This window comes from Microbulbifer maximicatervae (SeqCode) (assembly GCF_056231245.1).
In genome coordinates, this window is sequence record NZ_CP174334.1 from 952,001 (window position 1) to 977,852 (window position 25,852).

General features: G+C 52.1%; 25 protein-coding genes. 9 read left to right on the plus strand and 16 right to left on the minus strand.

Translation table 11 applies throughout. The features are described from left to right. The first annotated feature begins 14 nt into the window (after positions 1–14). Both rhlB and ACJJIS_RS04115 read left to right on the plus strand, forming a co-directional pair. Positions 15–1,526, plus strand: coding sequence for an ATP-dependent RNA helicase RhlB (gene rhlB / locus ACJJIS_RS04110; RefSeq protein ID WP_475709541.1), 1,512 nt, complete (start codon positions 15–17; stop codon positions 1,524–1,526). A gap of 298 nt (positions 1,527–1,824) precedes the next feature. Then, entirely contained in the window at positions 1,825–2,973 is a 1,149-nt protein-coding gene (locus ACJJIS_RS04115; RefSeq protein WP_475709542.1) for a hypothetical protein, read from the plus strand. A 53-nt stretch (positions 2,974–3,026) separates the two neighbouring features. Here ACJJIS_RS04115 and cysZ read toward each other — a convergent pair whose 3' ends face one another. The 5 genes from cysZ to gatC form a co-directional block, all read right to left on the minus strand. Continuing rightward, a complete protein-coding gene (cysZ, locus tag ACJJIS_RS04120; RefSeq protein ID WP_475709543.1) occupies positions 3,027–3,857 on the minus strand; it encodes a sulfate transporter CysZ in 831 nt (276 codons plus the stop codon). Positions 3,858–3,900: 43 nt separating this feature from the next. After that, on the minus strand, positions 3,901–4,197 hold the full coding sequence (locus ACJJIS_RS04125; protein WP_475709544.1) for a PA4642 family protein: 297 nt from the start codon (positions 4,195–4,197) through the stop codon (positions 3,901–3,903). A gap of 66 nt (positions 4,198–4,263) precedes the next feature. After that, entirely contained in the window at positions 4,264–5,715 is a 1,452-nt protein-coding gene (gatB, locus tag ACJJIS_RS04130; RefSeq protein ID WP_475709545.1) for an Asp-tRNA(Asn)/Glu-tRNA(Gln) amidotransferase subunit GatB, read from the minus strand. Between the two features lie 11 nt (positions 5,716–5,726). Beyond that, positions 5,727–7,172 carry an Asp-tRNA(Asn)/Glu-tRNA(Gln) amidotransferase subunit GatA gene (gene gatA / locus ACJJIS_RS04135; RefSeq protein WP_475709546.1) on the minus strand — a complete coding sequence of 482 codons (1,446 nt, stop codon included), beginning with the start codon at positions 7,170–7,172 and terminating at the stop codon, positions 5,727–5,729. A gap of 71 nt (positions 7,173–7,243) precedes the next feature. Further along, entirely contained in the window at positions 7,244–7,531 is a 288-nt protein-coding gene (gatC, locus tag ACJJIS_RS04140) for an Asp-tRNA(Asn)/Glu-tRNA(Gln) amidotransferase subunit GatC (RefSeq protein WP_445361249.1), read from the minus strand. Positions 7,532–7,888: 357 nt separating this feature from the next. Here gatC and ACJJIS_RS04145 point away from each other — a divergent pair, with 357 nt between their 5' ends. The 7 genes from ACJJIS_RS04145 to msrB all read left to right on the plus strand — a co-directional run bounded on the left by ACJJIS_RS04145 (position 7,889) and on the right by msrB (position 17,420). Beyond that, positions 7,889–8,923, plus strand: coding sequence for a rod shape-determining protein (locus tag ACJJIS_RS04145; RefSeq protein ID WP_020412569.1), 1,035 nt, complete (start codon positions 7,889–7,891; stop codon positions 8,921–8,923). A gap of 139 nt (positions 8,924–9,062) precedes the next feature. Next, a complete protein-coding gene (gene mreC, locus ACJJIS_RS04150) occupies positions 9,063–9,905 on the plus strand; it encodes a rod shape-determining protein MreC (protein ID WP_445358854.1) in 843 nt (280 codons plus the stop codon). Then, positions 9,892–10,371: a rod shape-determining protein MreD gene (mreD, locus tag ACJJIS_RS04155; protein WP_444896337.1), complete on the plus strand. Its 480-nt coding sequence runs from the start codon at positions 9,892–9,894 to the stop codon at positions 10,369–10,371. Before mreC ends, mreD begins: the two co-directional genes overlap by 14 nt. A gap of 97 nt (positions 10,372–10,468) precedes the next feature. Then, positions 10,469–11,080 (plus strand): Maf family protein, encoded by a 612-nt coding sequence (locus tag ACJJIS_RS04160; RefSeq protein WP_475709547.1) that lies wholly within the window; start codon positions 10,469–10,471, stop codon positions 11,078–11,080. Continuing rightward, complete coding sequence (gene rng, locus ACJJIS_RS04165; protein ID WP_413663053.1) at positions 11,077–12,564, plus strand: ribonuclease G; 1,488 nt, start codon at positions 11,077–11,079, stop codon at positions 12,562–12,564. The genes ACJJIS_RS04160 and rng overlap by 4 nt, the downstream gene beginning before the upstream one ends. A gap of 36 nt (positions 12,565–12,600) precedes the next feature. Next, the gene (locus ACJJIS_RS04170) at positions 12,601–16,803 is read left to right on the plus strand and encodes a YhdP family protein (protein ID WP_475709548.1); all 4,203 of its coding nucleotides are present in this window, start codon (positions 12,601–12,603) and stop codon (positions 16,801–16,803) included. A 74-nt stretch (positions 16,804–16,877) separates the two neighbouring features. Then, positions 16,878–17,420: a peptide-methionine (R)-S-oxide reductase MsrB gene (msrB, locus tag ACJJIS_RS04175; protein ID WP_413663051.1), complete on the plus strand. Its 543-nt coding sequence runs from the start codon at positions 16,878–16,880 to the stop codon at positions 17,418–17,420. 59 nt (positions 17,421–17,479) lie between these two features. Here the strand turns inward: msrB and yjgA are convergent, their stop codons facing one another. The 11 genes from yjgA to ACJJIS_RS04230 form a co-directional block, all read right to left on the minus strand. Further along, positions 17,480–17,995, minus strand: coding sequence for a ribosome biogenesis factor YjgA (gene yjgA / locus ACJJIS_RS04180; RefSeq protein ID WP_444896341.1), 516 nt, complete (start codon positions 17,993–17,995; stop codon positions 17,480–17,482). A gap of 46 nt (positions 17,996–18,041) precedes the next feature. Then, entirely contained in the window at positions 18,042–19,409 is a 1,368-nt protein-coding gene (gene mgtE / locus ACJJIS_RS04185) for a magnesium transporter (protein ID WP_413663049.1), read from the minus strand. A 99-nt stretch (positions 19,410–19,508) separates the two neighbouring features. Then, positions 19,509–19,778 (minus strand): HPr family phosphocarrier protein, encoded by a 270-nt coding sequence (locus ACJJIS_RS04190; RefSeq protein ID WP_444918013.1) that lies wholly within the window; start codon positions 19,776–19,778, stop codon positions 19,509–19,511. A gap of 19 nt (positions 19,779–19,797) precedes the next feature. Next, the gene (gene rapZ, locus ACJJIS_RS04195; protein WP_444918012.1) at positions 19,798–20,658 is read right to left on the minus strand and encodes an RNase adapter RapZ; all 861 of its coding nucleotides are present in this window, start codon (positions 20,656–20,658) and stop codon (positions 19,798–19,800) included. Positions 20,659–20,763: 105 nt separating this feature from the next. Further along, the gene (gene ptsN / locus ACJJIS_RS04200) at positions 20,764–21,225 is read right to left on the minus strand and encodes a PTS IIA-like nitrogen regulatory protein PtsN (protein ID WP_444896344.1); all 462 of its coding nucleotides are present in this window, start codon (positions 21,223–21,225) and stop codon (positions 20,764–20,766) included. A gap of 3 nt (positions 21,226–21,228) precedes the next feature. Continuing rightward, positions 21,229–21,519: a ribosome hibernation-promoting factor, HPF/YfiA family gene (gene hpf, locus ACJJIS_RS04205; protein ID WP_108734230.1), complete on the minus strand. Its 291-nt coding sequence runs from the start codon at positions 21,517–21,519 to the stop codon at positions 21,229–21,231. Positions 21,520–21,715: 196 nt separating this feature from the next. Next, the gene (locus ACJJIS_RS04210; protein WP_475709549.1) at positions 21,716–23,182 is read right to left on the minus strand and encodes an RNA polymerase factor sigma-54; all 1,467 of its coding nucleotides are present in this window, start codon (positions 23,180–23,182) and stop codon (positions 21,716–21,718) included. A 194-nt stretch (positions 23,183–23,376) separates the two neighbouring features. Then, positions 23,377–24,102 (minus strand): LPS export ABC transporter ATP-binding protein, encoded by a 726-nt coding sequence (gene lptB / locus ACJJIS_RS04215; RefSeq protein WP_475709550.1) that lies wholly within the window; start codon positions 24,100–24,102, stop codon positions 23,377–23,379. A gap of 92 nt (positions 24,103–24,194) precedes the next feature. Continuing rightward, positions 24,195–24,752 carry a lipopolysaccharide transport periplasmic protein LptA gene (gene lptA / locus ACJJIS_RS04220; RefSeq protein WP_444907486.1) on the minus strand — a complete coding sequence of 186 codons (558 nt, stop codon included), beginning with the start codon at positions 24,750–24,752 and terminating at the stop codon, positions 24,195–24,197. Continuing rightward, positions 24,739–25,308: an LPS export ABC transporter periplasmic protein LptC gene (gene lptC / locus ACJJIS_RS04225; RefSeq protein WP_444907487.1), complete on the minus strand. Its 570-nt coding sequence runs from the start codon at positions 25,306–25,308 to the stop codon at positions 24,739–24,741. Before lptC ends, lptA begins: the two co-directional genes overlap by 14 nt. Then, positions 25,305–25,844: a KdsC family phosphatase gene (locus ACJJIS_RS04230; protein WP_444907488.1), complete on the minus strand. Its 540-nt coding sequence runs from the start codon at positions 25,842–25,844 to the stop codon at positions 25,305–25,307. The genes lptC and ACJJIS_RS04230 overlap by 4 nt, the downstream gene beginning before the upstream one ends. Positions 25,845–25,852: the final 8 nt, after the last annotated feature.

A 25,852-nucleotide genomic window follows, 5' to 3' on the forward strand; every position in this document is an offset into this window, starting at 1 on the left:
AGCGAGTATTTCACTTGATAGGAAAGTTGTTCCGCCGTTCCTCCTCCAAAGAGGATAAGGGCTCCCGCCGGGGAGAAGAAAGCTCAGGGCGCCGTAAAGAAGGGCAAGAACCTTCTGGTAAGGCTGCCAAGGGACGCACAAAGTCCGCACCGGCGGAGGGGAAGTCGCGAAAGAGCGGCGGCCGTGGCGCCCAGAAAGGGCGCCAGCGCAGCAGAAAACCGAAAGCTCCGGCAGCTGCGCTTTGGTCACTGGATGAATTCCAAGTTCCAGAACAGGAGGGCAAGGTCCGCTTCCACGACCTGGGACTGCCCAATGAGCTGATGCGCGCTATCCACGACCTGGGTTTCCAGTATTGCTCGCCAATTCAGGGTCGTTCCCTTCCCCACACCCTCAATGGCCACGACCTGGTGGGTAAGGCACAAACCGGTACCGGTAAGACAGCGGCCTTCCTGATCACAGTGATTGACGATCTGCTCAAGCACCCGTTTGAAGGTGAGCGCTATGCCGGCGAAGCCCGCTCCCTGATTATCGCTCCGACCCGTGAGCTAGTAATGCAGATTGCCGATGATGCCAAGGCACTGTGTAAACACACCGAGCTGGAAATTCATACCCTGGTGGGCGGTATGGATTATGACAAGCAGCAGAGAAACCTGAATGAGCGGCTGGTGGATATCCTGGTGGCGACGCCGGGTCGCCTGCTGGACTTTGTCAGCAATCGGGATTGCTTCCTGGATCAGGTGGAAGTCCTGGTGATCGATGAGGCGGATCGCATGTTGGATATGGGCTTTATCCCCCAAGTGCGCCGTATTGTTCGTCAGACGCCGCGTAAAACCCATCGCCAAACTATGTTCTTCTCCGCCACATTTACTCCCGAAGTGGATGATCTGGTGGAGCAGTGGACGGATGATCCGGTAGTTGTGGAGATTGAGCCGGAGAGGGTTGCCACGGATACCGTAGAGCAGCATGTCTACCTGTCCGCCAGCGAAGAAAAGTACACCTTGCTTTACAACATTGTGCAGCGGGAAGAGGTGGATAGCCTGATTGTATTTGCCAACCGCCGCGACCAATGCCGCCGCTTACACGAGCAGCTTCTTGCTCACGGCATTTCTGCGGGCCTGCTGTCCGGTGAAGTGGCACAAAATAAGCGGGTTCGCACCCTTGATGACTTTAAGTCTGGCAAAACTAAAGTGCTGGTAGCTACTGATGTCGCCGGGCGTGGTATTCATATCGACGGTATCAGCCATGTGGTGAATTTTACCTTGCCTGAAGAGCCGGAGGATTACGTTCACCGCATTGGCCGAACTGGTCGGGCGGGTAAAACGGGCACCTCTATCAGTTTCGCCTGTGAAGATGATGCCATGCGCCTGGAACCTATTGAGCAGTTGCTCGGGGGCAAGCTCAAGTGCGAAGTGCCGCCAGAAGAGCTTTTGGTTGAACCGCCCAAGGTGAAAGTTCAGCGCAGTCACGGCGATCGCGATGGGCGTCGCGGTGGCTCTGGTGGTCATCGTCGTCCACGTCGGCACTGATTCTCCTGTGTGCTGTAAGGAGGTTAGCCCTTACAGCACTTACTACCTGCTCGAGAAAGCTTTTTCCCCCTCCTGCTATTCACCGCTCTTTTGCTTTGTTAAGGTTTAAACTGTGACGAATGTACCAGTAGAGGCTTTAATTTCATTCAAGCTTTCAAATCTGTCCTAAGATTAAACAAATTTGGCCTATTACGTGAAGTAAGGCCCTGCAACTTCAGATGACACCGGTAATACTGGAGTCTACTTGCGGCCTGAAATTGACATCCTTCATTCAATAAAAATTACAGTTCACATTCGGATGCGCATCCTTTATCTACATATTGGTTTCCATAAAACCGGCTCCAGCTCCCTTCAATTGGCAATGAAGGAGCAAGTACAGGCTCTGGACCAGGCAGGCTTTGAATTTCTTTCCCTTGGGAAAAAGGGGAACTCTTCAGGGTGTATTGATGTATGCAAAGAGAAAGGCCGCGTCCATTTCCAGGTAAATTCCCGACTTGATGAGCTTCTTGCTGCGAGCCGCAATGAGCAAGTGATAGTTTCAGCTGAGCATCTTTCCTATCTGTATCAGCGCGATAGTATCGAGCTTATTCAGAGAGTATGTAGCAAGTATTTCGATAAGATTGTGGTAATTGTTTACTTGCGCAGGCAAGACCTACAGGCAATATCTTTCAAGAAGCAAGGAGCTAGAGGAGCGGCTTCCAATAGGAGTTCCTCGAGTAAATTACTTGGCCACGCTGAAGGGGCTTTCCCTTCTTTCAGTAAAGATATTGAAATTTACTACGACTATTTTAACAAGTTAATACTGTGGGCGGATGTATTTGGAGCTGATTCCCTCAGAGTGAGGCTTTTCAGTCGGGAAGCCTTACACGGTGGTGATATAGTGAGTGACTTTCTCGCTTTGCTTGGCGGGGGAGTGGAGCTTTCTGCTCGCAGAGTGAATGAGGGGGTAGGTAGAAAGGAGTTTTTGCTGACCCATAAATTACTGGAATTGGGGGTGGCGGAATCTGAATTGATTAAGCTGAAGCCAATGATGTTGGAGGATGACACTCAGTTGCTGCCTTCAAGGAGGGATGCCAAGCAGTTCTTTATGAGGTTCAAAAATTCCAACCATTTGTTAAATAATACTTTTCTTAATAACGATTCCGGCCTGGCATTCGATACTGATTTTTCTGGCTATCCTGAGCAGGGAAACGATTGGATAACGGTTAGGGATCTGTCTGAGTGGATTCCTGAAATTCTTTCTGCAGGTATCCAGAAGCCAGAGGGATTGCGTGATGCATTGTTGGCAGACAAGCTCCAGCAGATGGTAAGGAAAAAATTTTCAGGTGAAGTGCTTACCCAGGAGCTTGAGGATTTGGCCAATTGCCTGTCGGCTAGCGCTTATATTGCCAAGGATCAGCAGCCCTGGTATCGCGCACTGAAAAAGAAGAAAACATCGGGAAGATAGTGTCAAAATAAAAAGCCCTCTGTACGAGAGGGCTTCCTATCTTACTGGTAAGGTTACTGAAGTACTGGAGTTTGAGTTCCCGGATCCCCCTCGATACGCAATCTTTCAATCCACAGAGCCGTACCGCCAGCAACTGCCGCAGGCATAATAAAGATATTTAAAATTGGTACCATCTTTGCGAGCATCACGGCCCCGCCAAAGGTAAGGCTAGTGAGTTTACGGCGGCGCAGTACCGTTTTTAATTCATCGAATGGCCGCTGGTGGTTATCCAGTGGGTAGTCAACGTATTGAATAGCCATACACCAAGCGCCCCAAACTGCGGTGAGCACTGCGGGGATAATAATGGTCCAGCTGGTGATGGTGGCAATTATAAATACGATCAAACCCCAAAATATAAAGTAACCCAGCTTGCGCAATTCCCGGCCCAGGGTACGCCATACCATTTGCATTATCGGTTCGGCAGGAGGAGCTTTACCGGTTAGCAATTCCTCTACTTTCTCAGCGAGCAATCCATTAAAGGGGGCGGCAATAATGTTGGTGATAACGCTAAATAAATAGCCGTAGGCGAGGAAGAATAAGAAAAGCACTATTAGTGCAATGATCCAGGCGAGCCAGCGAAAAGCACTGGCGGTCCATGCTGCACCCTTGGCCATAATGGCTTCCCACCAGGGCATATTCTCCGTATTTACCGGCGTGTGGGAAAGCAGGCTACTTATATAATCGGTAAGCCCTCCGAGCTGTGAAATCATTATGCTACTGATAATAATAAACAGCACCAGATTTATTAGTAATGGCACCAGGATAAATGGGCGTAACTCACGCCGGGTAATCAAGTGGATACCGCGCACCAATGCGTCGATACCGTGAACGGGATTTGAAGTCATACTCTCACCTTTCGCTGGTACGATGCCTAAATTTCCAGAGTTCTCAGTTGGCGCCAGCGGTTTTTAAAATCTCGCTATATTCTGCGCCCTGGCGGTGTTCGGCAATACGTGCCAGCAGGGTTTTTCCATCGGGGCCAGGGCTGTTCAGATCCATGCCTTCAGCGAGAAACAACTTAACAAATGTGGCAAAACTCTCTGCTTTCATGCTTCGATAGGCGCGCTCGAGCAGGTGAAAATCCCGGTTTACGCCTGCGGGGGCTTCACCAATCAAGAATCCAGCAATACGCTCCTCGTCAAAAACTTCTCCGAGTACTTTCTGTTTGTCTTTTTTCAGGCTCAAAACTATATCCTTGCTACATAAATAGGGGGCGGGCGAAGCCCGACCCAGGTCTTGAAATGTTGAGGGTTAAAGCAGTGCGTCCAATTTTTGCTTGAGGATTTTATTAATCATCTGTGGGTTTGCCTGCCCTTTGGACGCTTTCATAATTTGCCCGACGAAATACCCCATCATTTTGGGGCGCTTTGATTCATCGGCCTTGCGGTAGTTTTCTACTTGGGCATCGCTTGCAGCGATCACTTCATCCACCATTTTTTCGATAGCGCCGGTATCCGAAACCTGTTTCAGACCACGTTTTTCGATGACTTCGTCGGCACTGCCCTCTCCGTCGGCAATAGCCTCGAATACCTGTTTGGCGATTTTGCTGGAAATGGTGCTGTCTTTGATTCGAACTATCAGGCCAGCCAAGTGTTCAGCAGAAATCGGGGACTGTGAAATAGTAAGTTCACGACGGTTGAGCAGCGCTGCCAGTTCACCGTTTATCCAGTTGGCAGCAAGCTTGGATTCGCCGCAGGATTTACTCACAGTTTCAAAATAGTCTGCACTGGCACGCTCCTGTGTCAGCTGGTCTGCATCATAAGCAGATAGCTGGTATTCCGCTTGGAAGCGGGCTGCTTTTGCATCGGGCAGTTCTGGCAGGATGTTGCGCAGTTGCTCGACATATTCATCAGTGAGTACAACTGGCAGAAGGTCCGGGCAGGGGAAGTAGCGGTAATCATTGGCCACTTCTTTACTGCGCATAGAGCGGGTTTCATTTTTGTCCGCGTCGTAGAGGCGGGTTTCCTGGGTAATGGTGCCGCCGTCTTCCAGGATGTCGATCTGACGTTCAGCTTCGACTTTAATTGCGCGCTCGACAAAACGGAAAGAGTTGATGTTTTTTAATTCTGTACGAGTGCCGAGTTTTTCTTCGCCTTTCAAGCGCACGGATACATTGGCATCACAGCGCAGTGAGCCCTGGGACATATCACCATCGGAAATGCCCAGGTAGGTTACGATACTGTGAATTTTTTTCAGGTAGGCCACAGCCTCGGCGGCATTGCGCATGTCCGGTTCAGAGACAATCTCGATCAGCGGCGTACCTGCGCGGTTCAGGTCGATACCGGACATCCCGTGGAAATCTTCATGCAGGGATTTACCGGCATCTTCCTCCAGGTGAGCGTGATGCAAACGCACTTTCTTACTGCTGCCATCTTCCAGGTGAATTTCCACTTCGCCGGGGCCGACAATCGGCTGTTCCAATTGAGTGGTTTGATAGCCCTTGGGCAAGTCGGGATAGAAGTAATTCTTGCGTTCAAAAACGGAGCGCTTGCCGATCTCCGCGTTCATCGCCAGGCCGAACATTACCGCAAAGCGAAATGCTTCTTCATTCGGTACCGGCAAGGTGCCCGGCATAGCCAGGTCCACAGCGCAAGCCTGGGTATTCGGCTCGGCGCCAAAGCGGATGCTAGCGCCGGAAAAGAGTTTTGACTGGGTGGAGAGCTGGACGTGAATTTCCAACCCGATAACGATTTCCCATTCCACAATTTATCTCCTTATACGGCGCTGGCTTTGTGCCAGTCGGTTACCTGTTGGTATTGGTGGGCGATATTGAGCATGCGCGCCTCTTCCAGGTAATTGCCGGTAATTTGCAGGCCCACCGGCATATTGTCCACCAGGCCACAGGGTACAGACATGCCCGGTAGTCCGGCCAGGTTGGTGGCGATGGTGTAGATATCCTCCAAGTACATAGCTACCGGGTCAGCGCTCTTTGCGCCAAGCTCGAAAGCGGGGGAGGGGGTCGTGGGGCCCATAATCACATCCACTTTTTCGAATGCTTCGACAAAGTCCTGCTTGATCAGGCGTCGGGCCTGTTGGGCTTTGTTGTAATAAGCATCGTAATAACCGGCGGACAGAGCGTAGGTGCCTACCAGGATGCGACGCTGTACCTCTTCGCCGAAGCCTTCACCGCGGGAGCGCATATAGAGATCGCGCAGGTCTTTGGGCTCTTCACAGCGGTAGCCATAGCGCACCCCATCGAATCGAGAAAGGTTGGCAGAGGCTTCAGCGGGGGCGATCACATAGTAAGCAGGTATCGCTAAATCGGTATGTGGCAAGCTGATATCGACCAGTTGAGCCCCCAGCTTTTCAAATGCTCTCAAAGCCTCCTGAACCCGGCTTGCGGTTTCAGGGTTGAGACCTTCCCCAAAGTACTCCCGGGGTACTCCGATCCGCAGCCCGGCAATCGGGTTATTCAGTTCGGCGGTAAAATCAGAGGGCTGCTGCTTCAGGCTGGTGGAATCTTTCGGGTCGTGGCTGGCCATGGCGGAGAGCAAATAAGCAGCGTCCTCCGCATTGCGGGCTATGGGGCCGGCCTGATCCAGGCTGGAGGCGTAGGCCACGATGCCATAGCGGGAAATACGCCCGTAGGTGGGCTTCAGCCCGGTGGTGTTTGTCAACGCCGCCGGCTGGCGAATAGAGCCGCCGGTATCGGTAGCTGTGGCGCCGGGTATCAGTTGTGCAGCAACTGCCGCAGCTGAGCCACCGGAGGAACCGCCGGGCACACAGCGGGTATTCCAAGGGTTTTTTACTGGGCCGTAAAAGCTGCTTTCGTTGGATGAGCCCATGGCGAATTCATCCATATTGGTCTTGCCCAGGGAGACGGTTCCGGCAGCGTTAAGGTTATCTACCACCGTGGCATCGTAGGGAGGGATAAAATTATCCAGCATTTTTGAGGCACAGCTGGTGCGCACGCCGTTAGTGCAAATAATATCTTTGTGGGCGATGGGCACACCGCACAGTGCCGGTGCCTCCCCGTTGGCCAGGCGTTGGTCGGCAGCCGCGGCTTGCGCTAGGGCGCTCTCTTCGGTGACGGTAATAAAACTGTTGTAGTTGCTGTCCAGTTGCTGGATGCGGCCGAGTAAATGGCGGGTTAGCTCTGTACTCGAGAACTCTTTGCTCCGCAATCCATGGATGATCTCGGCGATAGTAAGCTGATGCATATTATTCCCTTAAAGGCTCTAGACGGGCTGAGGGCTGGGTATTTAGGTGAATTTCGTCAGTGTTGGGCCGGCTAATCAATTACTTTGGGAACCAGGTAGAGACCTTCTTCGGTTTGGGGAGCCAGTTCTAGGAAGTCTTTGCGCTTGTCAGCCTCTGTCACTGCGTCAGCGCGCAGCTCCTGGACTTCGTCCAGTGGGTGCGCCATCGGGGCGATACCATCGGTATTGGTGGATTGCAGCTGGTCGACCAGTTGTAATACATCGCCGAGGCGGTTGCTGACTTCTTCGATGGTTTCTTTGGATATGGCGATACGGGCCAGTTCCGCCAGTTTTTCTACAGTTTGCGTATCCACTGCCATGGTGATGGACTCCTCCAGCTTGAGTTGCGAGTCGAAAACTGCCCGGATTAATTGCGGCGGGCAGAACCGGCAAATTTAGCACATTGGGGTTATATTCTCACCGGCTCCGGCAGTAATGGATAGTGGGCCTCAAATGACCTCCCTTCAGCCTTGCCCTGATGCCTAGCGGTTGTTAGAGTTTGCCGAATCCTGCCGAGTGATGAGAGACTCCGGTATTTTGCGTAGAATCCGATTCGAAATGCGGCTCGGAACTCAGAATTATTTTTGCGGACTAATTAGGATTTGTATCCATAAAAGAAGCCGCGCCCGCAGTGCCCGACCTGGGGGCTGATAATTAGTACAAGGTAATCGAATTCCATGTTTAAACGTTTGCGGGGTATGTTTTCCAGTGATCTCTCCATCGACCTGGGAACTGCCAACACGCTGATTTACGTTCGCGATCGCGGCGTAGTACTCGACGAACCCTCTGTCGTCGCAATCCGTCACTACAATGGCCAGAAAATCGTTGAGGCTGTCGGAGTAGAAGCCAAACGCATGCTCGGCCGGACTCCTGGCAATATTACCGCTATTCGCCCGCTGAAGGACGGTGTTATCGCCGACTTCCAAGTGACCGAGAAAATGTTGCAGCACTTTATCAAGAAAGTGCATGAAAATAGCTGGATGCGCCCGAGTCCGAGAGTGCTGGTGTGTGTTCCCTGCCAGTCAACAGAAGTGGAGCGCCGCGCGATTCGCGAGTCGGCCCTGGGTGCAGGTGCTCGCGAAGTGTCACTGATCGAAGAGCCCATGGCCGCTGCCATAGGCGCAGGCTTGAATGTCGAGGAAGCGAGCGGCTCCATGGTGGTGGATATCGGTGGGGGCACTACCGAGATCGCCATTATCTCCCTGAATGGTGTGGTTTATTCCGATTCGGTGCGTATCGGCGGTGACCGTTTTGATGAAGCTATCGTCAACTACGTGCGTCGCAACTACGGCAGTGTGATTGGTGATGCAACTGCTGAACGGATCAAAGAGGAAATTGGCTGTGCTTATGCAGGCAGTGAAGTTCGCGAAATCGATGTGCGCGGACGCAATCTGGCCGAGGGCGTGCCTCGCAGCTTTACCTTGAACTCCGACGAAATTCTCGAAGCCCTGCAAGAGCCTCTGACAGGTATTGTGCAGGCTGTCAAAAGTGCACTGGAGCAATCCCCTCCCGAGTTGGCTTCTGATATCGCTGAGCGCGGTATGGTGCTGACTGGTGGTGGTGCTCTGTTACGCGATCTAGACCGTCTGTTGATGGAAGAATCGGGCTTACCGGTAATTGTTGCCGATGACCCGCTGACCTGTGTGGCGCGGGGGGGCGGTAAAGCGCTGGATATGTTGGATCGCAGCCGTCTCTACCTGATGTCTAACTAGTAGACATCGGTATTATGAAAACTGCTAGGGAGCTTGTGGCTATATCCGCAAGCTCCTTGAAATAAAAAAATGCGAGTCATCTTTTGTGGCTTGTACTGTTCTCACCATCTTTGATTGACCTGTTAAGAGGGGGTTGCCTGTGAAACCGCTATTTACCCGCGGTCCCTCTGCCGAATACCGCCTGGGCTTTCTCATCATACTCGCGATCTCGCTGATCGTTTCCGATCATTACACCAATTGGTTTCAGCCTGTTAGAGAACGCTTATCAGGAGTTATTGCTCCACTGTACTGGGTTACAGGAGCCCCCGAGCGTGTGGGCGATTGGGCCGATGAGCAGTTTCGCTCGCGCGAAGAACTGCAAGAGGAAAATAGCCGCCTCAAGCGCCAGGTTTTACTGCTGGAGCAGCGCAGCCAGCTATTGGCGGCCGTAAAAGCGGAAAACACTCAGCTCAAAGAACTGATGAACTCAGCAGAAATGGTCGATGACCGAGTATTGGTGGCTCAGGTAATTGGCGTTACCCCGGACCCTTTGGAGCATGTGCTGCTGATTGACAAAGGCCGCGATGACGGCATTGATATCGGTACCCCGGTAATGGATGCCAGTGGATTGCTGGGGCAGGTGATTGAAGCTGGCGACTCCTATAGTCGTATCCTGCTGATAACTGATTCCAGTCATGCCATTCCCGTCCAGGTTCTGCGCAACAGTATGCGCACCGTCGCCGAGGGTACAGGTGACCTGTATCGCTTGAAGTTACGCCATCTTGCTAATACCAGTGATATTCGGGAGGGCGATTTGCTGCTCAGCTCCGGCTTGGGTAGCCGCTTTCCCGCAGGTTATCCGGTCGGGGAGGTTATCTCGGTGCAGAGAGACCCGGGTAAACCTTTTGCGGAGGCTGAAGTGTTGCCGAGGGGGTGGATGAATCGCAGCCGCTTTGTATTGGCGGTCATTGGCAGTGGAGGGCATTCTGTTGCAAGCGAATAACCGCTGGTTTATCGCGGTCACTATTCTGCTGTCACTGCTTCTCTCGGTTATGCCCCTGCCACAGCAGTGGCTCTGGTTTCGGCCGGCATTTCCGGCTTTGCTGGTGATATTCTGGATTACCCGAATGCCCCAGACCTTCGGGGTGGGGTTCGCTTGGATGATCGGTATTGTCCAGGATTTGGCTACGGGGGCGAGCTTGGGAACCCATGCCCTGGCCCTATCGGTACTCGCCTATTTCAGCTTACTGACTTACCAGCGCACCCGGGCATTTAATCCGGCCCAGCAATTGTTGTGGGTATTTGTTCTGGTGGGCATTCATCAAGTGGTGGGCAATTGGGTGCACGGCCTTGAAGGTAAATCGGTACCCGGGCTGACGTTCCTTTGGCCCGCTCTGACTACAGCCCTGCTCTGGCCCTGGGTGACCCCGTGGCTCAGGGGGCTTTCCGGGCGTTTACACGTTCGTTGACCGTCTCGTCGGCACTGTAAATCAGTGTAAAAAATCGATCATTTTTCGAACAGTGCCGCTATAATCAGCCGCTGACCCACAGGGAATATGTAATAGAGTGACAACAAGCGCTTCAGAAAATCGACTTCTTTTGGCCTCTGGTTCGCCGCGCCGCGCCGAACTGTTGGCCCAGATTGGGGTGCCTTTCTCCCAATTGTCCCCCGCTGTTGTAGAACAACGCCAACCTGCTGAAAGCCCTCTTGAGTACATAGAACGCTTGGCCCACGACAAGGCTGTCGCCGGGTTTCAAGCCGCTGACAGCCCGCAGGGACTCTGGTCTTTGGGAGCGGATACGGTGGTTATTGCAGGTGAGAGGCTGCTGGAAAAACCCCAAGATTTTGCTGACTTTGAGTCCATGATGCTGGCGCTATCGGGAGTAGAGCACTCTGTTTTCACTGCAGTGTGCTTGCGTTCACAGGATCGACAGTTTAGCCGAGTAGTGGAAACTCGAGTCAGGTTCCGCCACTTGTCCAAAGTTCAAATAGCGGATTACTGGAGTACTGGAGAGCCTGTCGATAAAGCTGGCGGTTACGGTATTCAGGGTTTTGGTGCCGCCTTGGTAGAAGCTTTTAGTGGCAGTTACAGCAATGTTGTAGGGCTCCCATTGGAAGCTGTAGTCCCCATGCTGGATCATGCGGGCATTCCCTATTGGCAGGAGGGCCAATCTTGAGCGAAGAGCTGTTAATTAATGTTGCGCCGACTGAAACCCGGGTTGCGCTGGTAGAAAATGGTGTGCTCCAGGAGGTCTACCTGGAGCGGAGTGCGCGGCGAGGGATTGTAGGAAATATCTATAAGGGAAAGGTGATTCGCGTACTGCCCGGAATGCAGGCCGCTTTTGTCGACATAGGCCTCGAGCGTGCGGGCTTTATCCATGCCTCGGATATTGCACCTCTCGACGAAGAAGGCATGGAGGCGCGGGATGCCGAGGTGGCGGATATCCGCGCGCTAGTCAGAGAGGGGCAGTCACTGATCGTGCAAGTAGTGAAGGACCCTATCAGCAGTAAAGGTGCCCGGCTGACTACCCATCTGTCGGTTTCTGCACGTTACCTGGTGTATATGCCGCAGACGCGCCATATCGGTATCTCTAATCGAATTGAAGACGAGAACGAACGCGAGCGATTGCGCCAGTTGGTTGAAGCAGCTTCTCTACGCCTCGCGGAAGATGGTTTGTCGGCCGATGGGGGCTTTATTTTGCGTACCGTTGCCGAGGGGGTGAGTGAGGAAGAGCTGCTGAGAGATATCCCCTTTCTGTACAAATTATGGGGGGAGCTGGATGAGCGCATTAAGGAGCGTCCAGTGCCTTCGGTTATCTATGAGGACCTTCCACTATTTATGCGTGCATTGCGTGACCTTGCGCGCCCTTATACCGAAAAGATTCGTATAGACTCCCGAGAGGCCCACGGCCGTGCGGCAGAATTTGCCGGTAAATATGCGCCGGAAATTGCCGGTCGCCTGGAACACTATCCCGGTGAGCGCCCACTGTTTGACTTATACGGTGTTGAAGAAGAAATAAGAAGGGCACTACACAACAAAGTCACCTTGAAGTCTGGCGGCTACTTGATCGTAGAGCAGACAGAGGCGATGAGTACAATTGATGTCAATACGGGTGCTTTTGTTGGGCATCGAAATCTTGAAGAGACTATCTTCAAGACCAACCTGGAGGCCGCTACAGCGATTGCCCGCCAGCTGCGTTTGAGGAATCTGGGTGGGATTATCATTATTGATTTTATCGATATGAAAGACCCCGAGCACCAGCGACAAGTCTTGCGCACCCTGGAAAAGACCCTGGAGCGCGATCATGCCAAGTCCAGTATCACCGGGGTCTCCGAACTGGGGTTGGTGGAAATGACTCGCAAACGCACCCGTGAGTCACTGGGGCAGATTTTATGTGAGCCTTGCTCTGTTTGCAGTGGTAGGGGCACCTTAAAGAGTGCGGAGACAGTTTGCTTCGAGATTTTCCGCGAGATTATTCGAGAGGCGCGCTCTTACGATAGTGAAAAAATTATGGTACTGGCCAGTCAGGTGGTAATAGATCTTTTACTGGATGAAGAGTCGGCTAATGTCGCCGATCTTGAAGAATTTATTGGTCGGCCGATTCAGTTCCAGGTAGAGCCCATTTACAACCAGGAGCAATATGACATTGTTCTTGTGTAATCCATTATTCACTCGCCAGCAAGCTAAGAGAGCTTATTGTCAGCGCTCGGTCCATGCCTGTTTGGTGGTGAGGGTATAGCGATGGTTGTAATACGCTGGATTGCAAGAAAGTTCTGGTTAATGTCGGTAAGTTTGGTGATTGCACTGGCAATCATCGTGCAAACAGGCCGACTGCTGTCCCCGCAGGTAGAGAACTATCGTCCCCAGATTAGTCATTGGCTTAGTGAGCAGCTAGGCGTTCCTGTACAGATGGATCGTATTTCCCTGCGTTGGGAGGCCCTTGAAGTTGCATTGCAGCTGGATGGACTGCGTCTGGGGGAACACGGTGAGCTGAAAATGGGGCACGGCCTGTTCCAGCTGGATCTACTTTCCAGTCTCTGGAACCGGGAATTGGTCTGGAAAGACCTGCAAATGAATCAGTTTTCGGCCGGGCTCAACCGCGATGAAAATGGCCTCTGGTATCTACAGGGGTTTCCCGATGCCCCGCTTAAGCTTGAAGGCAGCACTGCACCCAATCCCGAAGCGGCAGATCCGGCCCGCCTATTCCAGTTGAGCCCCAAAATTCAAATCAGTGATGCAGCGATCACTGTGCGCCTTCCCGATGAGCAGCTGGCAGAAATCAATTTGCCTGAAATCCAGCTGGAAAATAGCGGGGATTTTCACCGACTGACTGCACGGGCTTTTATTTCCCGTGAAGGGGAGAGTAGCCAGGTTGATGAAGAGACCCTACGGGTTGTGTTAGAGGGGCGGGGCAATCCCAAAGATAAAGAGCACTTCTCACTGCGCGGCTATATGCAGCTTAATGAGTTGCTACTGGATGAAGACATTGTCAGCTTGCTTCACGAACTCACCCCGTTACCCGACCGGTTTCACTGGCAGGGGAAGAAGTGGGCAGACGGCCGCTTGTGGTTGCATAGTGATGCCGTAAGTGGGTATCGCATAGTGGGCCAGGTGGACTTGGCCCAAGTAGAAAGCCTGACCGATATGCAAAGGGCAGGAGAAGATATAGAAGAGCATACACTGGCTCCGTTGCGCGCTTTTTCTGGCAACTTGTCGGGCCGTTGGTTGCCGGGAGAGCACTGGCGATTAGCGCTGCAGGATATTGAAATCGATTGGCAGGGCTTGAAAATGCCGTCGCTGAACCTGCAGGTTAACAGTGACCAAGAGGGTATAGCCCTGATGGCCGATCTGGTCGATCTCGCTGGTTGGAGCAGTATCTTAAATCGCTTGTCGTTACTTGAGGGGGCTGCAGATGAATGGTTGCGTGCACTAAAACCTCAAGGTCGGTTGCGCAGCCTGCGTCTGCGAGCTGGCGCGGACCGGCAGTTAGAGATCAGCGCAAACTTGGAAGATATTGCGGTCGAGGCGTTTCGAGGGGCCCCGGCAATTACTCAGTTGAGTGGATATCTTCAGGTTGAGGGCGCCAGTGGCCGGGTTGAACTCGACGGTACCCCCCTCGGGGCGCACTTTCCCAGTCTGTATAAGAGTGCTTTCGGATTCGATCAAGCCAGCGGCACCATTGCCTGGGATGTCGATAAGGCGTTGAACGAAGTCAACGTATTGTCGGGCCCGCTGATGCTTGGCAGTGAACTTGGTCAGGTCGGTGGTCAGTTTATGCTGTCACTACCCTTCCACGCCCAAACACGACCTGTGGATCTGGTGCTTTCCCTATCGATAAAAGATGCGGGGGTTATTACCCAGGAAGAGCTGGTGCCATTTGTGGTAAGCGATGATTTGCGCAGCTGGTTGAAAACTGGCCTGGGTAAGAACAATCAAGGGCGCGTTGAGAGTGCGGCCTTTATCTATCGAGGCAGCAGTTATAGCAAAGAGGGTAAAGAAGAAACCCTTAAAGCATTCGCGACTCACCAGAAGCGCAGAACGATTCAGTTGGCACTCGATTTTTCAAATGCGAGCCTGGACTACGCCAGTGAGTGGCCTGAGGTCAGGAATGTGGACGGCCGTTTGTTGCTCGATGATGAAATTGTGCGGGTCAATGCCGATAAAGCCAAGCTCTGGAATATGGATGCTGGAAATATTCTGGTTGCGGTAACCCCTCAGAAGAGTGGAGGCTCACGCCTTGATGTACAAACTGAGGTGGTTGGACCGGCTGCCGATGGTTTGCGACTATTGCGTGAATCACCACTCAGGGATCACCTTGGAAGTGCCTTTGATGATTGGAGCCTGACTGGGAGTTTGGATGGCGCTGTATCCTTAACTTTACCCTTGGGACAGTCATCCGTAGTTCCCGAGCAACAGGTTGAAGTCAACCTGAAGCACGGTGACCTTCAACTGAAAGGGCTCCGCCTCGATGCGACTGCGTTGAATGGTTTGGTGAAATACGATAGTGCGACAGGCCTTGAAGGGACCCAGCTGAATGGCAAATTGTGGGGCCGCCCGCTGACTGCTCGTATCCAACATATTGGCGAGGGGGATGCGCGGGATACCCAGGTGGTTATCGACGGCAATGCATTGGTTGAGTCGGTACACGCTTGGAGTTCGCGGCCAGAACTGCAGTGGCTGGAAGGAGAAATGGATTATCAAGCCCTGGTGACCATTCCTGCAAAATCAGCGGAAACCCCCTACGCCGCAGTATTTGAACTCACTTCCAACCTGGCCGGTGTGGCTGTAAACCTACCTGACCCACTTGGCAAGACGGCGGAAACAGAAACCAATTTTGTATTGCGAGTGCCGATTGGAGAGCAGGGCAGCTTGTTCCACTTGGACTATGGAGAACATTTACAGGGGCAATTCTGGCTGATTGATGGAGAGTTAGATCGGGCTGCAATCGCCTTGAATGCTGAGGCAAATTTGCCCTCCAAACGGGAGTTGACGGTCACTGGAGATATTTCCACTGTTGACTTGCCTCGCTGGCAGTCTCTGCTGGATGTTTACCAGTTGCCTGAACCAGCGAAGCCAAGCGCTGCCAGTTCTGTTGCAAGTAATGCAGAAAATCCAGGAGAGGCTGCGGGTAGTGCCAGTGAGCCACTTCCGATACGCCTGGATCTCAGTACAGACAAGCTCCAGTTGGGCTCTGCAGAAATTGAGCATATTCATGTTATCGGTGAGGGAGTGGGGACAGATTGGAAGCTCAAACTTGACAGTGAAATGATTGCAGGAAATCTAACCGGCTTACTGGATGGCAGTACACCGTTACGCCTCAAACTGGCTCATTTGCGTCTGCCTCAGCCAGAGAAACCGGCGGAAGTCAGTGATGAAGCTTTTCCCTTAGACCCCTTTGCGGAGGAGGTAGTAGCGGATCCTTTGGCGCAGTTTGATTTTACTAGTTTGCCACAAATCGATTTTAGTACTGATAACCTTCAAATAGGTGAAGAGGCCTTGGGGCCTTGGTCATTTAAGTTGAGGACAGCTGCAGATCGTTTGGTGGTGAGTGATATCCACGGCACGGTGAGAGGGTTCCGCATTGAGGGACAGGGCAAGCACAATGGCGAGCTAGGTGCAGAATTGGTGTGGATGAGGGATGCCGAGGGGCAGCAATCATCACAATTTATCGGCCGATTGGTGGCTGATGATCTTGCAGATATCCAGCGCAAGATGGGCCATGAGCCGTTGATTGAGAGTAAGTCAGCGATCTTTGAAACTGCTTTGAAGTGGGAGGGGGCCCCGACTCAGGTGAAAGGAAGCCTTCTCTCCGGAGAGCTTAAGGTTGATATTCGCGATGGCCGATTCCTGCGATCAACCGGTGCGACAGGCTCTACCGTGTTGCGTCTATTGTCACTGTTTAATTTTGATACCTGGGCGCGACGTTTGCGTCTTGATTTCACTGACCTTTACAAGAGTGGTATGGCTTTTGATAGGGTGCGTGGCGAAGTAGTCTTTGAAGGCGATGGTCAGCTTTTAATCGCTGTACCCATCCAGGTAGAGGGACCCACCAGTGAACTACAGATGGCGGGGCGGGTTAATTTAGTCCGCGAAGATCTGGATTTAACGTTGGTGGCTACTTTGCCAGTTGGGAACAACCTGGCTTTGGTTGCAGCCCTAGCCGGTGGTTTGCCTGCAGCTGCGGGTGTCTACCTGATCAGTAAGGCATTTAAAAAGCAGGTTAAAAAGGTCGCCAGTGTCAGTTACCGAATTAGTGGCGGTTGGTCAGACCCGCAAATGCGATTTGAGAAATTGTTTGATGGGGATGGCGCCAAACGTGAGGGCGCGGTTCTGGACCACGAGGGGAACAAGACACAGGTTGGGGTCGGTTCTGAAGAGAAGTCCCCACCTACAGCTTGAGTTTTAATATCCAGAGGCAGCGTGCAATAGCCATCTAATCTTAGTGATGATCCCCTGTAAAAGGAGCACTCTAGATGGCGTTGCATTCATTATTGCCCCTCCTTCTTTTTACAGCCGTCACCCTTTCGGCGTGTTCTGAGGCAGATGACCACCAGCGCGACCAGAATATGACGGTGGCTCAAGCTGAAAAGCATATTGCAGAGGGGACTGATCTCGATCAGATCCCTAAGTCTGTATGGAAGCAGATCCTGCCAGAGGATCGCTATAAGGTTCTCTGGAAAAAAGGTACCGAGCCCGCTTTTAGTGGCAAGCTTCTGAATAACAAAGAGAAAGGGGTTTATGTCACTGCGGGTTGCCGTTTACCGGTTTTCAGCTCTGAGCAGAAGTTTGAATCGGGTACTGGTTGGCCCAGCTTTTGGGATGTTGCCTACCCACAAAATATTGTCTTAAAGGACGATTACAGCTGGGGCTTGAAGCGGACTGAGGTGTTATCAAAGTGCGGGGAACACTTGGGGCATGTTTTTAAAGATGGCCCGGAGCCCACTGGTTTACGCTACTGCCTAAATTCTCTCGCCCTGGACTTTGTGCCGGCTTCTGGGGATAAGAAAGCGCAATAACTTCTGGTGTCTAGATTGCGGGCGCTGCCGGCCAGTTAACTCTGGAGCGCCCGGAGCCCTTATTCCGCTTCCTGGATAAAGAAGTCGCGAAGATAGCGGAATAATTTTCGTTGATTGGTTGGTGGCTTATTGTTTTTGATTTCTCGATGGGAGTCCCTAATCAGTTGGCGCAGCTGTTGATGGTCGACACCGGGATGCTGGTCAAAGAACTCACCCTGGGCACTATTGCCTTCTTCCAGTAGTCGTTTGCGCCAGTCTTCAGCCATTTTATCGAAACGCAGGTGTTGTTGGTCTCGCTCTTTAAAGCGGCTCAGCACTGTTTCTATCGCCTCTTGGTCGGCACTGCGCATCAACTTGCCGATGTACTGCATCTGGCGTCGGCGAGCTTCATTGGATTTGATCCGATGTAGCGTAGCAATAGCCTCCTGCAAGTCCTCATCTATGGGGACTTCAGCCAGTTGGGCCTTGGAGAGCTCGGTTAGTTGCTTGCCGAGATCCTGCAGCTCGTGCATTTCTTTTTTGACCTGAGTTTTACTTTTCGGCAGGTCGTCATCGTAATCGTCGTATTCGTACATCTTTGATTCGCTTTCGGTAAATAAGGGGGCTTGGTCCAGAGGTGATTTAGCTAAAGTACCAAGTGGCCAAGCCCAGAAAAGACATAAAGCCTACTACATCGGTGACTGTAGTAAGCGCTACCCCGCCGGCCAATGCCGGGTCTATATTCATGGCACGCAATGCTACTGGTAATATCGCTCCGGCGAGTGCGGCGGTTAATAGGTTGATTATCATGGCGGCAAGGATAATGACCGCAATCCATATATCGCCAAACCACATGGCGGTTATCAAGCCCATCACAAGCGCCCATAAAAGAGCATTGAGTGCCGCCGAACCCAGTTCACGGGAAAGTAGCCAGCTCAAATTACTGCGTCCTATCTGGCCTAAGGCCATACCGCGAATGACCACTGTCAGCGTTTGGCTACCGGCCACGCCCCCCATGCTGGCGACGATGGGCATTAGGACTGCTAGGGCTACCACCTTATCCAGGGTATTTTGGAACAAGCTGATCACCCAGGAGGCAAGCAGAGCTGTGAGCAGATTAATACCCAGCCAAACGGCCCGGCGCCGAGCAGTGCGCCCTACTGGGGCAAAGGTGTCTTCCTCCTCATCGAGGCCGGCAAGGCTCATCAGGGAGTGATCTGCATCCTCTCGGATAACATCTACTACATCGTCAATAGTGATTCGCCCCAGCAGGCGGTTATCTTCATCGACTACCGGTGCGGTAATCCAATCATATTTCTCAAACAAGCGCGCGACTTCAGTGTCGGGCATATCTGCGGGTATTGGTTCCACATCGGTATTGACCACTTCGCGAACTGTCACCGATGGGTCTGTGGTGAGAAGTTTGGATAGTGGCAAGAGACCGATATATTGGCCCCTCCGGTTAATCACAAAAAGGCTGTCGGTAGATTCCGGTAGTTGTTCGTGGCGCCTAAGGTAGCGAAGTACCACATCTAGAGTCAGGTTGGGGCGGACAGAGATGGTGTCCGTATCCATTAAACCGCCAGCAGTGTTCTCATCATAGGCGAGAACACTTTCAACCCGGAGACGGTCGGTTTCCGTCATCGATGAGAGCACTTCGGCAACAACTCGCTCCGGCAGCTGCTGAAGTATATCGGCGATGTCGTCGGCATCCAGGCCTTCCATCACCTCTACCATCTCCTCGGTATCCATAGTGGCGAGGATCTGGCTGCGCACATCGTCGGTGAGTTCCTGTAGGACCTCACCCTCTATTTCCCTGTCCACCAAATTCCAAAGTACCTGGCGGATACGCGGTGGAGAGCTCTCCAGCAATTGCGCAACACTCTGGGGAGTTAGGGTCTTGAGCATGCGCCGGACTTCTTGTCCCGTACCGCTATCCAGCGCGGCATACAGCTCACCCAGCTGATTCTGTGCGCGGAATTTGATTTCGGCTTGGGGAGAGCTGGGCACAACAAGTCCTTACTGCTAGTGGTGGATTTGGGAGGCGATGTAAAAGCTTAGCGATTTAATGTTTAGAGTGAGCTTTTCGTAGCAATAGTATACTGGCCTCTATTCAGCTTCGCCGAATCGATTGGAGATCAGTGTGCTGATAGCTTCCAGGGCGGCACTTTCATCTGTCCCCTCTATTTCCAGTTCCAGCTCCGTGCCTTTGCCTGCAGCTAGTAACATTAGGGCCATCACACTTTTTCCATCTACGGCTTTACCCTGGCAATGCACTTTAATATTGGAGCAGAACTTGGAGGAAGTCTGCGCGAACTTGCTTGCAGCGCGGGCGTGCAAGCCGAGTTTATTGATGATGGTCAGTTGGTGTTTCTGCATTGCGCTGCTCGACAAAAATCTATTTTTGTTGCTCCCTGTGGCGTATCTGGACGTTATCAAACTCTTTAGAAAATTTCTTTACCAGCTGTTCAACCATATAAACTGATCGATGTCGGCCCCCAGTGCAGCCGATAGAGACACAGGTGTAGCTGCGATTACTTTTCTGGTAGGAGGGTAGCCAGTTTTCCAAAAAGTTGGTGATGTCAGCCTCCATCTTTGCGGTCTCTGGGTGAGAGCGCAAGAATTCAGCGACCTCGATATCCTTACCGGTTTTTTCTCTTAGAGCTGGTTCCCAGTAGGGGTTGGGTAGACAGCGCAAGTCAAAAATCAAGTCTGAATCCACAGGCACCCCATACTTGAACCCAAAGGACTGGAAAAGAATCGCCATGCTGTTTGATTGTTCACCAACAACACGATTTTTAATCAGTTCGCGCAGTTGGTGCAAACTCAGGGTGCTGGTATCAATAACCATATCCGCGATGGTTGAGATAGGGGTGAGAAGCTCTTTTTCCTGATTGAGAGCTTCTAGCAAATGGGTGCAATCATTGCTGAGAGGGTGCTTTCGTCTGGTCTCACTGAATCGCTGTACTAAAACCGGCTCGCGGGCATCGAGATAGATAACATCACATTGAACCCCTGCCTCGCGCAAGGACTCAATAACACTGGGAGCCTGTCTAATGTCTTGCCAGAGGTTGCGGGCATCGACACCCAGGGCCAGAGGTGTGTTTTCTTTTGGCGGTTGTGCCTTGACCCTCTTAACCAGCTCCGGGAGCAGGCTGGTGGGAAGGTTGTCGATACAATTGAAGCCGACATCTTCCAGTAATTGCAGTGCAGAACTTTTTCCGGAGCCGGAGCGTCCACTAATTATCACCAAGCGCATGGAGAGCCCTTTTCTTTGATCAAGTCTTTATTATTTCGCTTGTTGCACTACCTGAACAATGAGGCGAATGTCAGCTCTGAGACTCAGTTACTAACAAAACCTCCTCTAGGCGGCTGCAGTACTATCAATAGCGAGGGCATATAGCTCATCACTACTTTGTGCTTGCCTTAGCTTATCTCTAACCTGGCTGTTGGAAAACAGAGCGGCGATTTCGGCTAGCGTATCCAGATGTTCCTGCTCAGCATCTTCGGGGACCAGAAGAGTAAATAGCAAATCGACAGGCTGGCGGTCGACAGAGTCAAAATCAATGGCGGGCTGGGTGGTACAGAGAACCCCAATGGGGCTATCACAGCCGGGCAGCCTGCAATGGGGAATGGCAACACCATCGCCGATACCGGTGGAACCAAGGCGCTCACGGGCGATCAGTTGGTTAAAAACTGTATCGGAGTCGTGTTGGGGATATTGTTCGGCGATGGCCTGGGCAATATTGAGCAGTAGCTTTTTTTTGCTGCTCCCCGCCAGATGGCAAAGGCTAAGGCGGGGAGAGAGTAATGCTTCCAGTGTCATAGTTCAGCGATGGTTCTGCAACTTCTCTTTGTGTTTTTTCAGTTGGCGGTCCAGCTTATCGGTGAGCGCATCAATTGCCGCGTACATATCTCTGTCTTCGGATCCAGCACAGAGGTCGTGACCGTTTATATGTACCGTCGCCTCAGCTTTTTGGATCAGTTTCTCGACGGATAAAATTACTTGCGCGTTGGTGATGTTGTCGTAATGTCTGGACAGCTTCTCCATTTTGCTTTCGCAGTAGCTGCGCATAGGTGAGGTAACGTCGACGTGGTGGCCACTAATATTGATCTGCATGGATTTCTCCTTAAAGGTGCATCACAAGCCGGCGCTCACCCCCTATCGGGTCGCAACCCTACTAGGAAGTGGGCCAGAATGGAAGGATACACTCAAATTTTGGATTTTGGTTGCAGGTTGGGGGCGGAAGGTGCCAGTAGCGTATGACTGAAGGTGGGTTAGGGGTCAGATTAATTGGCTGTGTTTGGGTTGTAACTTAAATGAGCCTCTTTCTCTCACTTGAGGAGGGGATACCCATAGATTCGCGGTATTTCGCTACCGTTCGGCGCGCAACCTTGATGCCTTGCTTGTCCAGCTCCTGAGTGATCTTGTTATCTGATAGCGGCTTTCGAGGTACTTCTGTGTCAATCAGCTTGCGAATCAGGGCTCGAATGGCGGTGGATGACGCATCCTCACCGGAATCTGTACTGACGTGGCTTGAGAAGAAATATTTGAGTTCGAAAACTCCCCGTGGAGTCAGCATATATTTTTGAGTGGTCACTCGGGATATGGTGGATTCATGCATGCCAATGGTTTCAGCAATATCTGCCAGAACCATTGGTCGCATTGCCTCTGGGCCTTCCTCAAAAAAGCCTTGCTGCTTATCCACAATGGACGTAGCGACCTTTAGCAGGGTGTCGTGGCGGCTCTGCAGGCTCTTCAAGAACCAGCGGGCCTCCTGCAAGTGATCCCGCATGAAATTGTTTTCCCGGGAGTTGTCCGCCCGTTTTACCAAGGAGGCGTAGTGGCCATTAATCCGGATCTTGGGAGTGATTTCTGGATTGAGTTCGACCAGCCAGCGGTGATCCTTGCGGGACACAATAATGTCGGGAATGACATAAGCGGGCTGTTCCCCGCTGAACTCCTCACCTGGGTTGGGGGTTAGTGTCTGGATAAGGCGGATCACTTCGCCGAGCTGGGCTTCGTTGAGGCGTGTGCGTCGGGTGAGTTGCCTGAAATCCCTTTTTCCAAGTAATTCCAAGTGGCGCTCAATAATGGTCTGCGCTTCGTTTAGCCACGGAGTTTCCGCTGGTAGCTGCTTGAGCTGGAGTAGAAGGCATTCTTGGAGGTTTCTGGCCCCACAGCCAGCTGGTTCGAATTGTTGTACAGCTTTAAGGACTGCAACTACTTCATCTTCTTCGAGCTGAAGGGAGGTGGCTACGTCATCAACGGTGGTATTGAGAAGACCGTTTGGGTTGATGGCGTCAATAAGGTGCTCGCCGATCCATTTATCGTGACTGGAAAGTGCTGTCAGGTTTAATTGCCAGCGCAAGTGGTCTTGAAGTGTGTCGGTGGAAGAGTTGCGCTCAAAATTGGGGTCGTCGCCCTCGGTGGGGCCACTGTAGCTGCTGTAAATGTCGTCCCAGTGAGAATCAACGGGCAGCTCTGTTGGAATATCCTGGTTCCAGTCGGAATCACCAAGCTCTTTTTCCTCAGCGGCTGCGTGGTTTAAATCCTCTCCTACAGCGGCTGGAGGCTCTTGTTGTGCGTTGCTCTCGTTATTGGCTGTTGCTTGTTGAGCCAGGTCTTCACCCTCAGCTTCCAGCATTGGGTTGCTGTCGAGGGCTGCCTGGACTTCTTGCTGTAAATCTAGTGTGGAGAGCTGCAGGAGGCGTATTGCCTGCTGCAACTGGGGGGTCATGGTTAGCTGTGCGCCGAGCTTGAGCTGGAGAGACTGCTTCATAATTTAAAGTTGCAGGCCAGTGCGACAAAGGGTTCGTCAAAATTAACCCGAGATGGCGCAGACTACCTTGGCCCTCAAACTATTACAAGCAATAAGCATGCCGACTATTGCCTGCCAGGAGGTCGATTTCTATGTGAAGTATGATATGTTTTTCGAAATTTTACCTATTTAGTTACGCCTGTCATCATTTGCCATTAAATGGTGAACTCGTGTCCCAAATAGACTTCGCGCACTTGCTGGTTAGCGAGGACATCATCGGGCGTGCCTGAGGCAATAATATGTCCCTCGCTAACGATATAAGCAGTTTCACAGATATCCAGGGTTTCCCTTACGTTGTGATCTGTGATCAAGACGCCGATATCCCTGTCCCGCAAGTGGCGAATAATGTGTTTGATATCGTTCACTGAAATAGGGTCTACACCAGCAAAGGGTTCATCGAGCAAGACAAAGCTTGGGTCTGTAGCCAGGGCTCGTGCAATCTCCACCCTGCGCCGCTCTCCGCCGGATAGGGCCATTCCTAGGCTGTTTTTAATGTGTGTGATGTTGAACTCTTCGAGCAACTCCTGGGCTTGCTCTTCGCGCTCTGCACGATTGAGCCCTTTTCGGGTTTCGAGGATTGCGAGAATATTGTCGCGTACAGACAGGCGTCGAAAAACAGAGGCTTCCTGAGGTAGGTAACCGATCCCTTTGCGGGCGCGCCCGTGCATTGATAGGCGGGTAATATCTTCGTTATCGATCAGGACTTGCCCGGCATCGGCCTGCACCAGCCCAGCGATCATATAGAAGCAGGTGGTTTTCCCAGCTCCGTTGGGGCCAAGTAAGCCAACGACCTGTCCGCTTGACACGCTGACAGATACATCTTGGACAACTTTTCTTTTCTTATATTGTTTGGCGAGGTGTAACGCTTGTAGCGTTGGCATAATGAGTCCTGAAATCTAACCGCGGCCGAGAGGGGCAGCGGATTACATCATTGTAAATAGCGCTGTTTTACAGGCATTGAAATTTGGATGAACTACTGGTCTGTGTCGGTATTAGCTTCAGCAGGCTCGCTGGCTTCGGTGCTCTCAGGTTTCCAGATCATCTCAACTCTGCCTTGGCCAGGCTGGCTGCGAGCGCTCATTTGCTCAGTTGCGAGATCGTAGTCGATTTTCTCCGCAGTTAGGGTGTTGCCATCGCGATCGATATAAGCTTGCCCGGTGAGCTGCAGTTCTTCAGAGCTGATGACATACTCGATGCGCTCAGCACGGGCTTTAACAGGCTCTTCGCTCTCCAATATCTTTTGTTGGAAGTGCGCGGGGCGGCCCACAGCAATGACTCGGCTGATTTCATCGCTTGCGGTAAAGTAGACTTCCACGCGATCTGCCCTGATTTGGAGGGAGCCCTGCGTGATGACCACATTGTCACTATAAACCACTAAATTATTGGCGCGGTCGGCTGACATAGATTCCGAGCCCACAGAGATTCTTTGGGTTCTATCGTCAGGTAAAGCCTGTGCTACGGTGGTAATAGCTGCCAGCGTAATCGCAGTGAAGGTCTTAAGCATAGAGGGATAGCGGTTATTGGGTGTCATAGCTGCTCTTCACGTCGGATAGAATTTCCATCCGGTTTTCTTTCAGGTAAGCGCGCATCCCCGTTCCTTCAGTGCGGTTGGGGCCGGAGCTAATAGTAACAACTTTGTCGGTCTCGGCGAATTCCCTGTCAGGGAAGATTGTGATTCGCTGTGTCTCCAATTGGATGCCATTCGGGCCAGGGAGTTCATCAATTTGAACGTCGCCACTAAGTACGATACGTTCTCCTCGATTGAAGGCCACACCCCTTTTGGACCGAGTTGCCCACTTGGGCTGGTCGTCCGTATAGAACAGCATGCGCGGCTCTTTAAGGTTGGCTCGATCCCGACGTTTAAATTGAAAATAGGTGATTTGCTCTGCATCCACTCGATAAGCTAGGTTGCCTGCCTGGTCAAAATGGCGAGTTTCAGCCCCTTTGATAACAAGGTCCGCAGCCCGATTTTGTTGCTGAGGAGTGGGCCTTTTGCCTAAGAACTGTTCTGGCGGACTCTCGGAAAACCAGAGCCCGGCACTTATAAGCAGAATGACCAGTATGAGAGGCAACCACGAGCGCATCATTTTTCTCCGATATAGGGGGCGAGCGCCGCGTCAAAGGTCCCTTGTGCAATCATAATGCGGTCGCAGACTTCGCGTACAGCGCCCTCGCCGCCACGGGCCTCTGTGATCCACAGGGCTCGCTCCCGTACGGGGGGGGCTGCATTAGGTGGTGCGATGGGGCATCCGACCTTGGTCATTACCAGTAGATCGGGATAATCATCCCCGACATAGGCGATATCTTCCAGGCGGCATGACTCTTCAGAAAGTAACTCCTGTAGTGCGGCAAACTTGTCCTCCCGGCCCTGAATCAATTTATTGATACCCAGGTCGTGCGCTCGGCGCTCTACAACATTACTGCGCCGGCCGGTAATGATTGCTACACGTACACCAGAGTTTTGCAGCATTTTAATGCCATGCCCATCCAGGGTGTGAAAGGTTTTGAGTTCGTTGCCGCTATTGTCAAAATAAAGCTTGCCGTCTGTCAGGACGCCATCTACGTCTAATACAAGCCAGCGTACATTTCTAAGGGAGTCGTTTAGTAGTTGTTCATGGATCACTAGGGTTA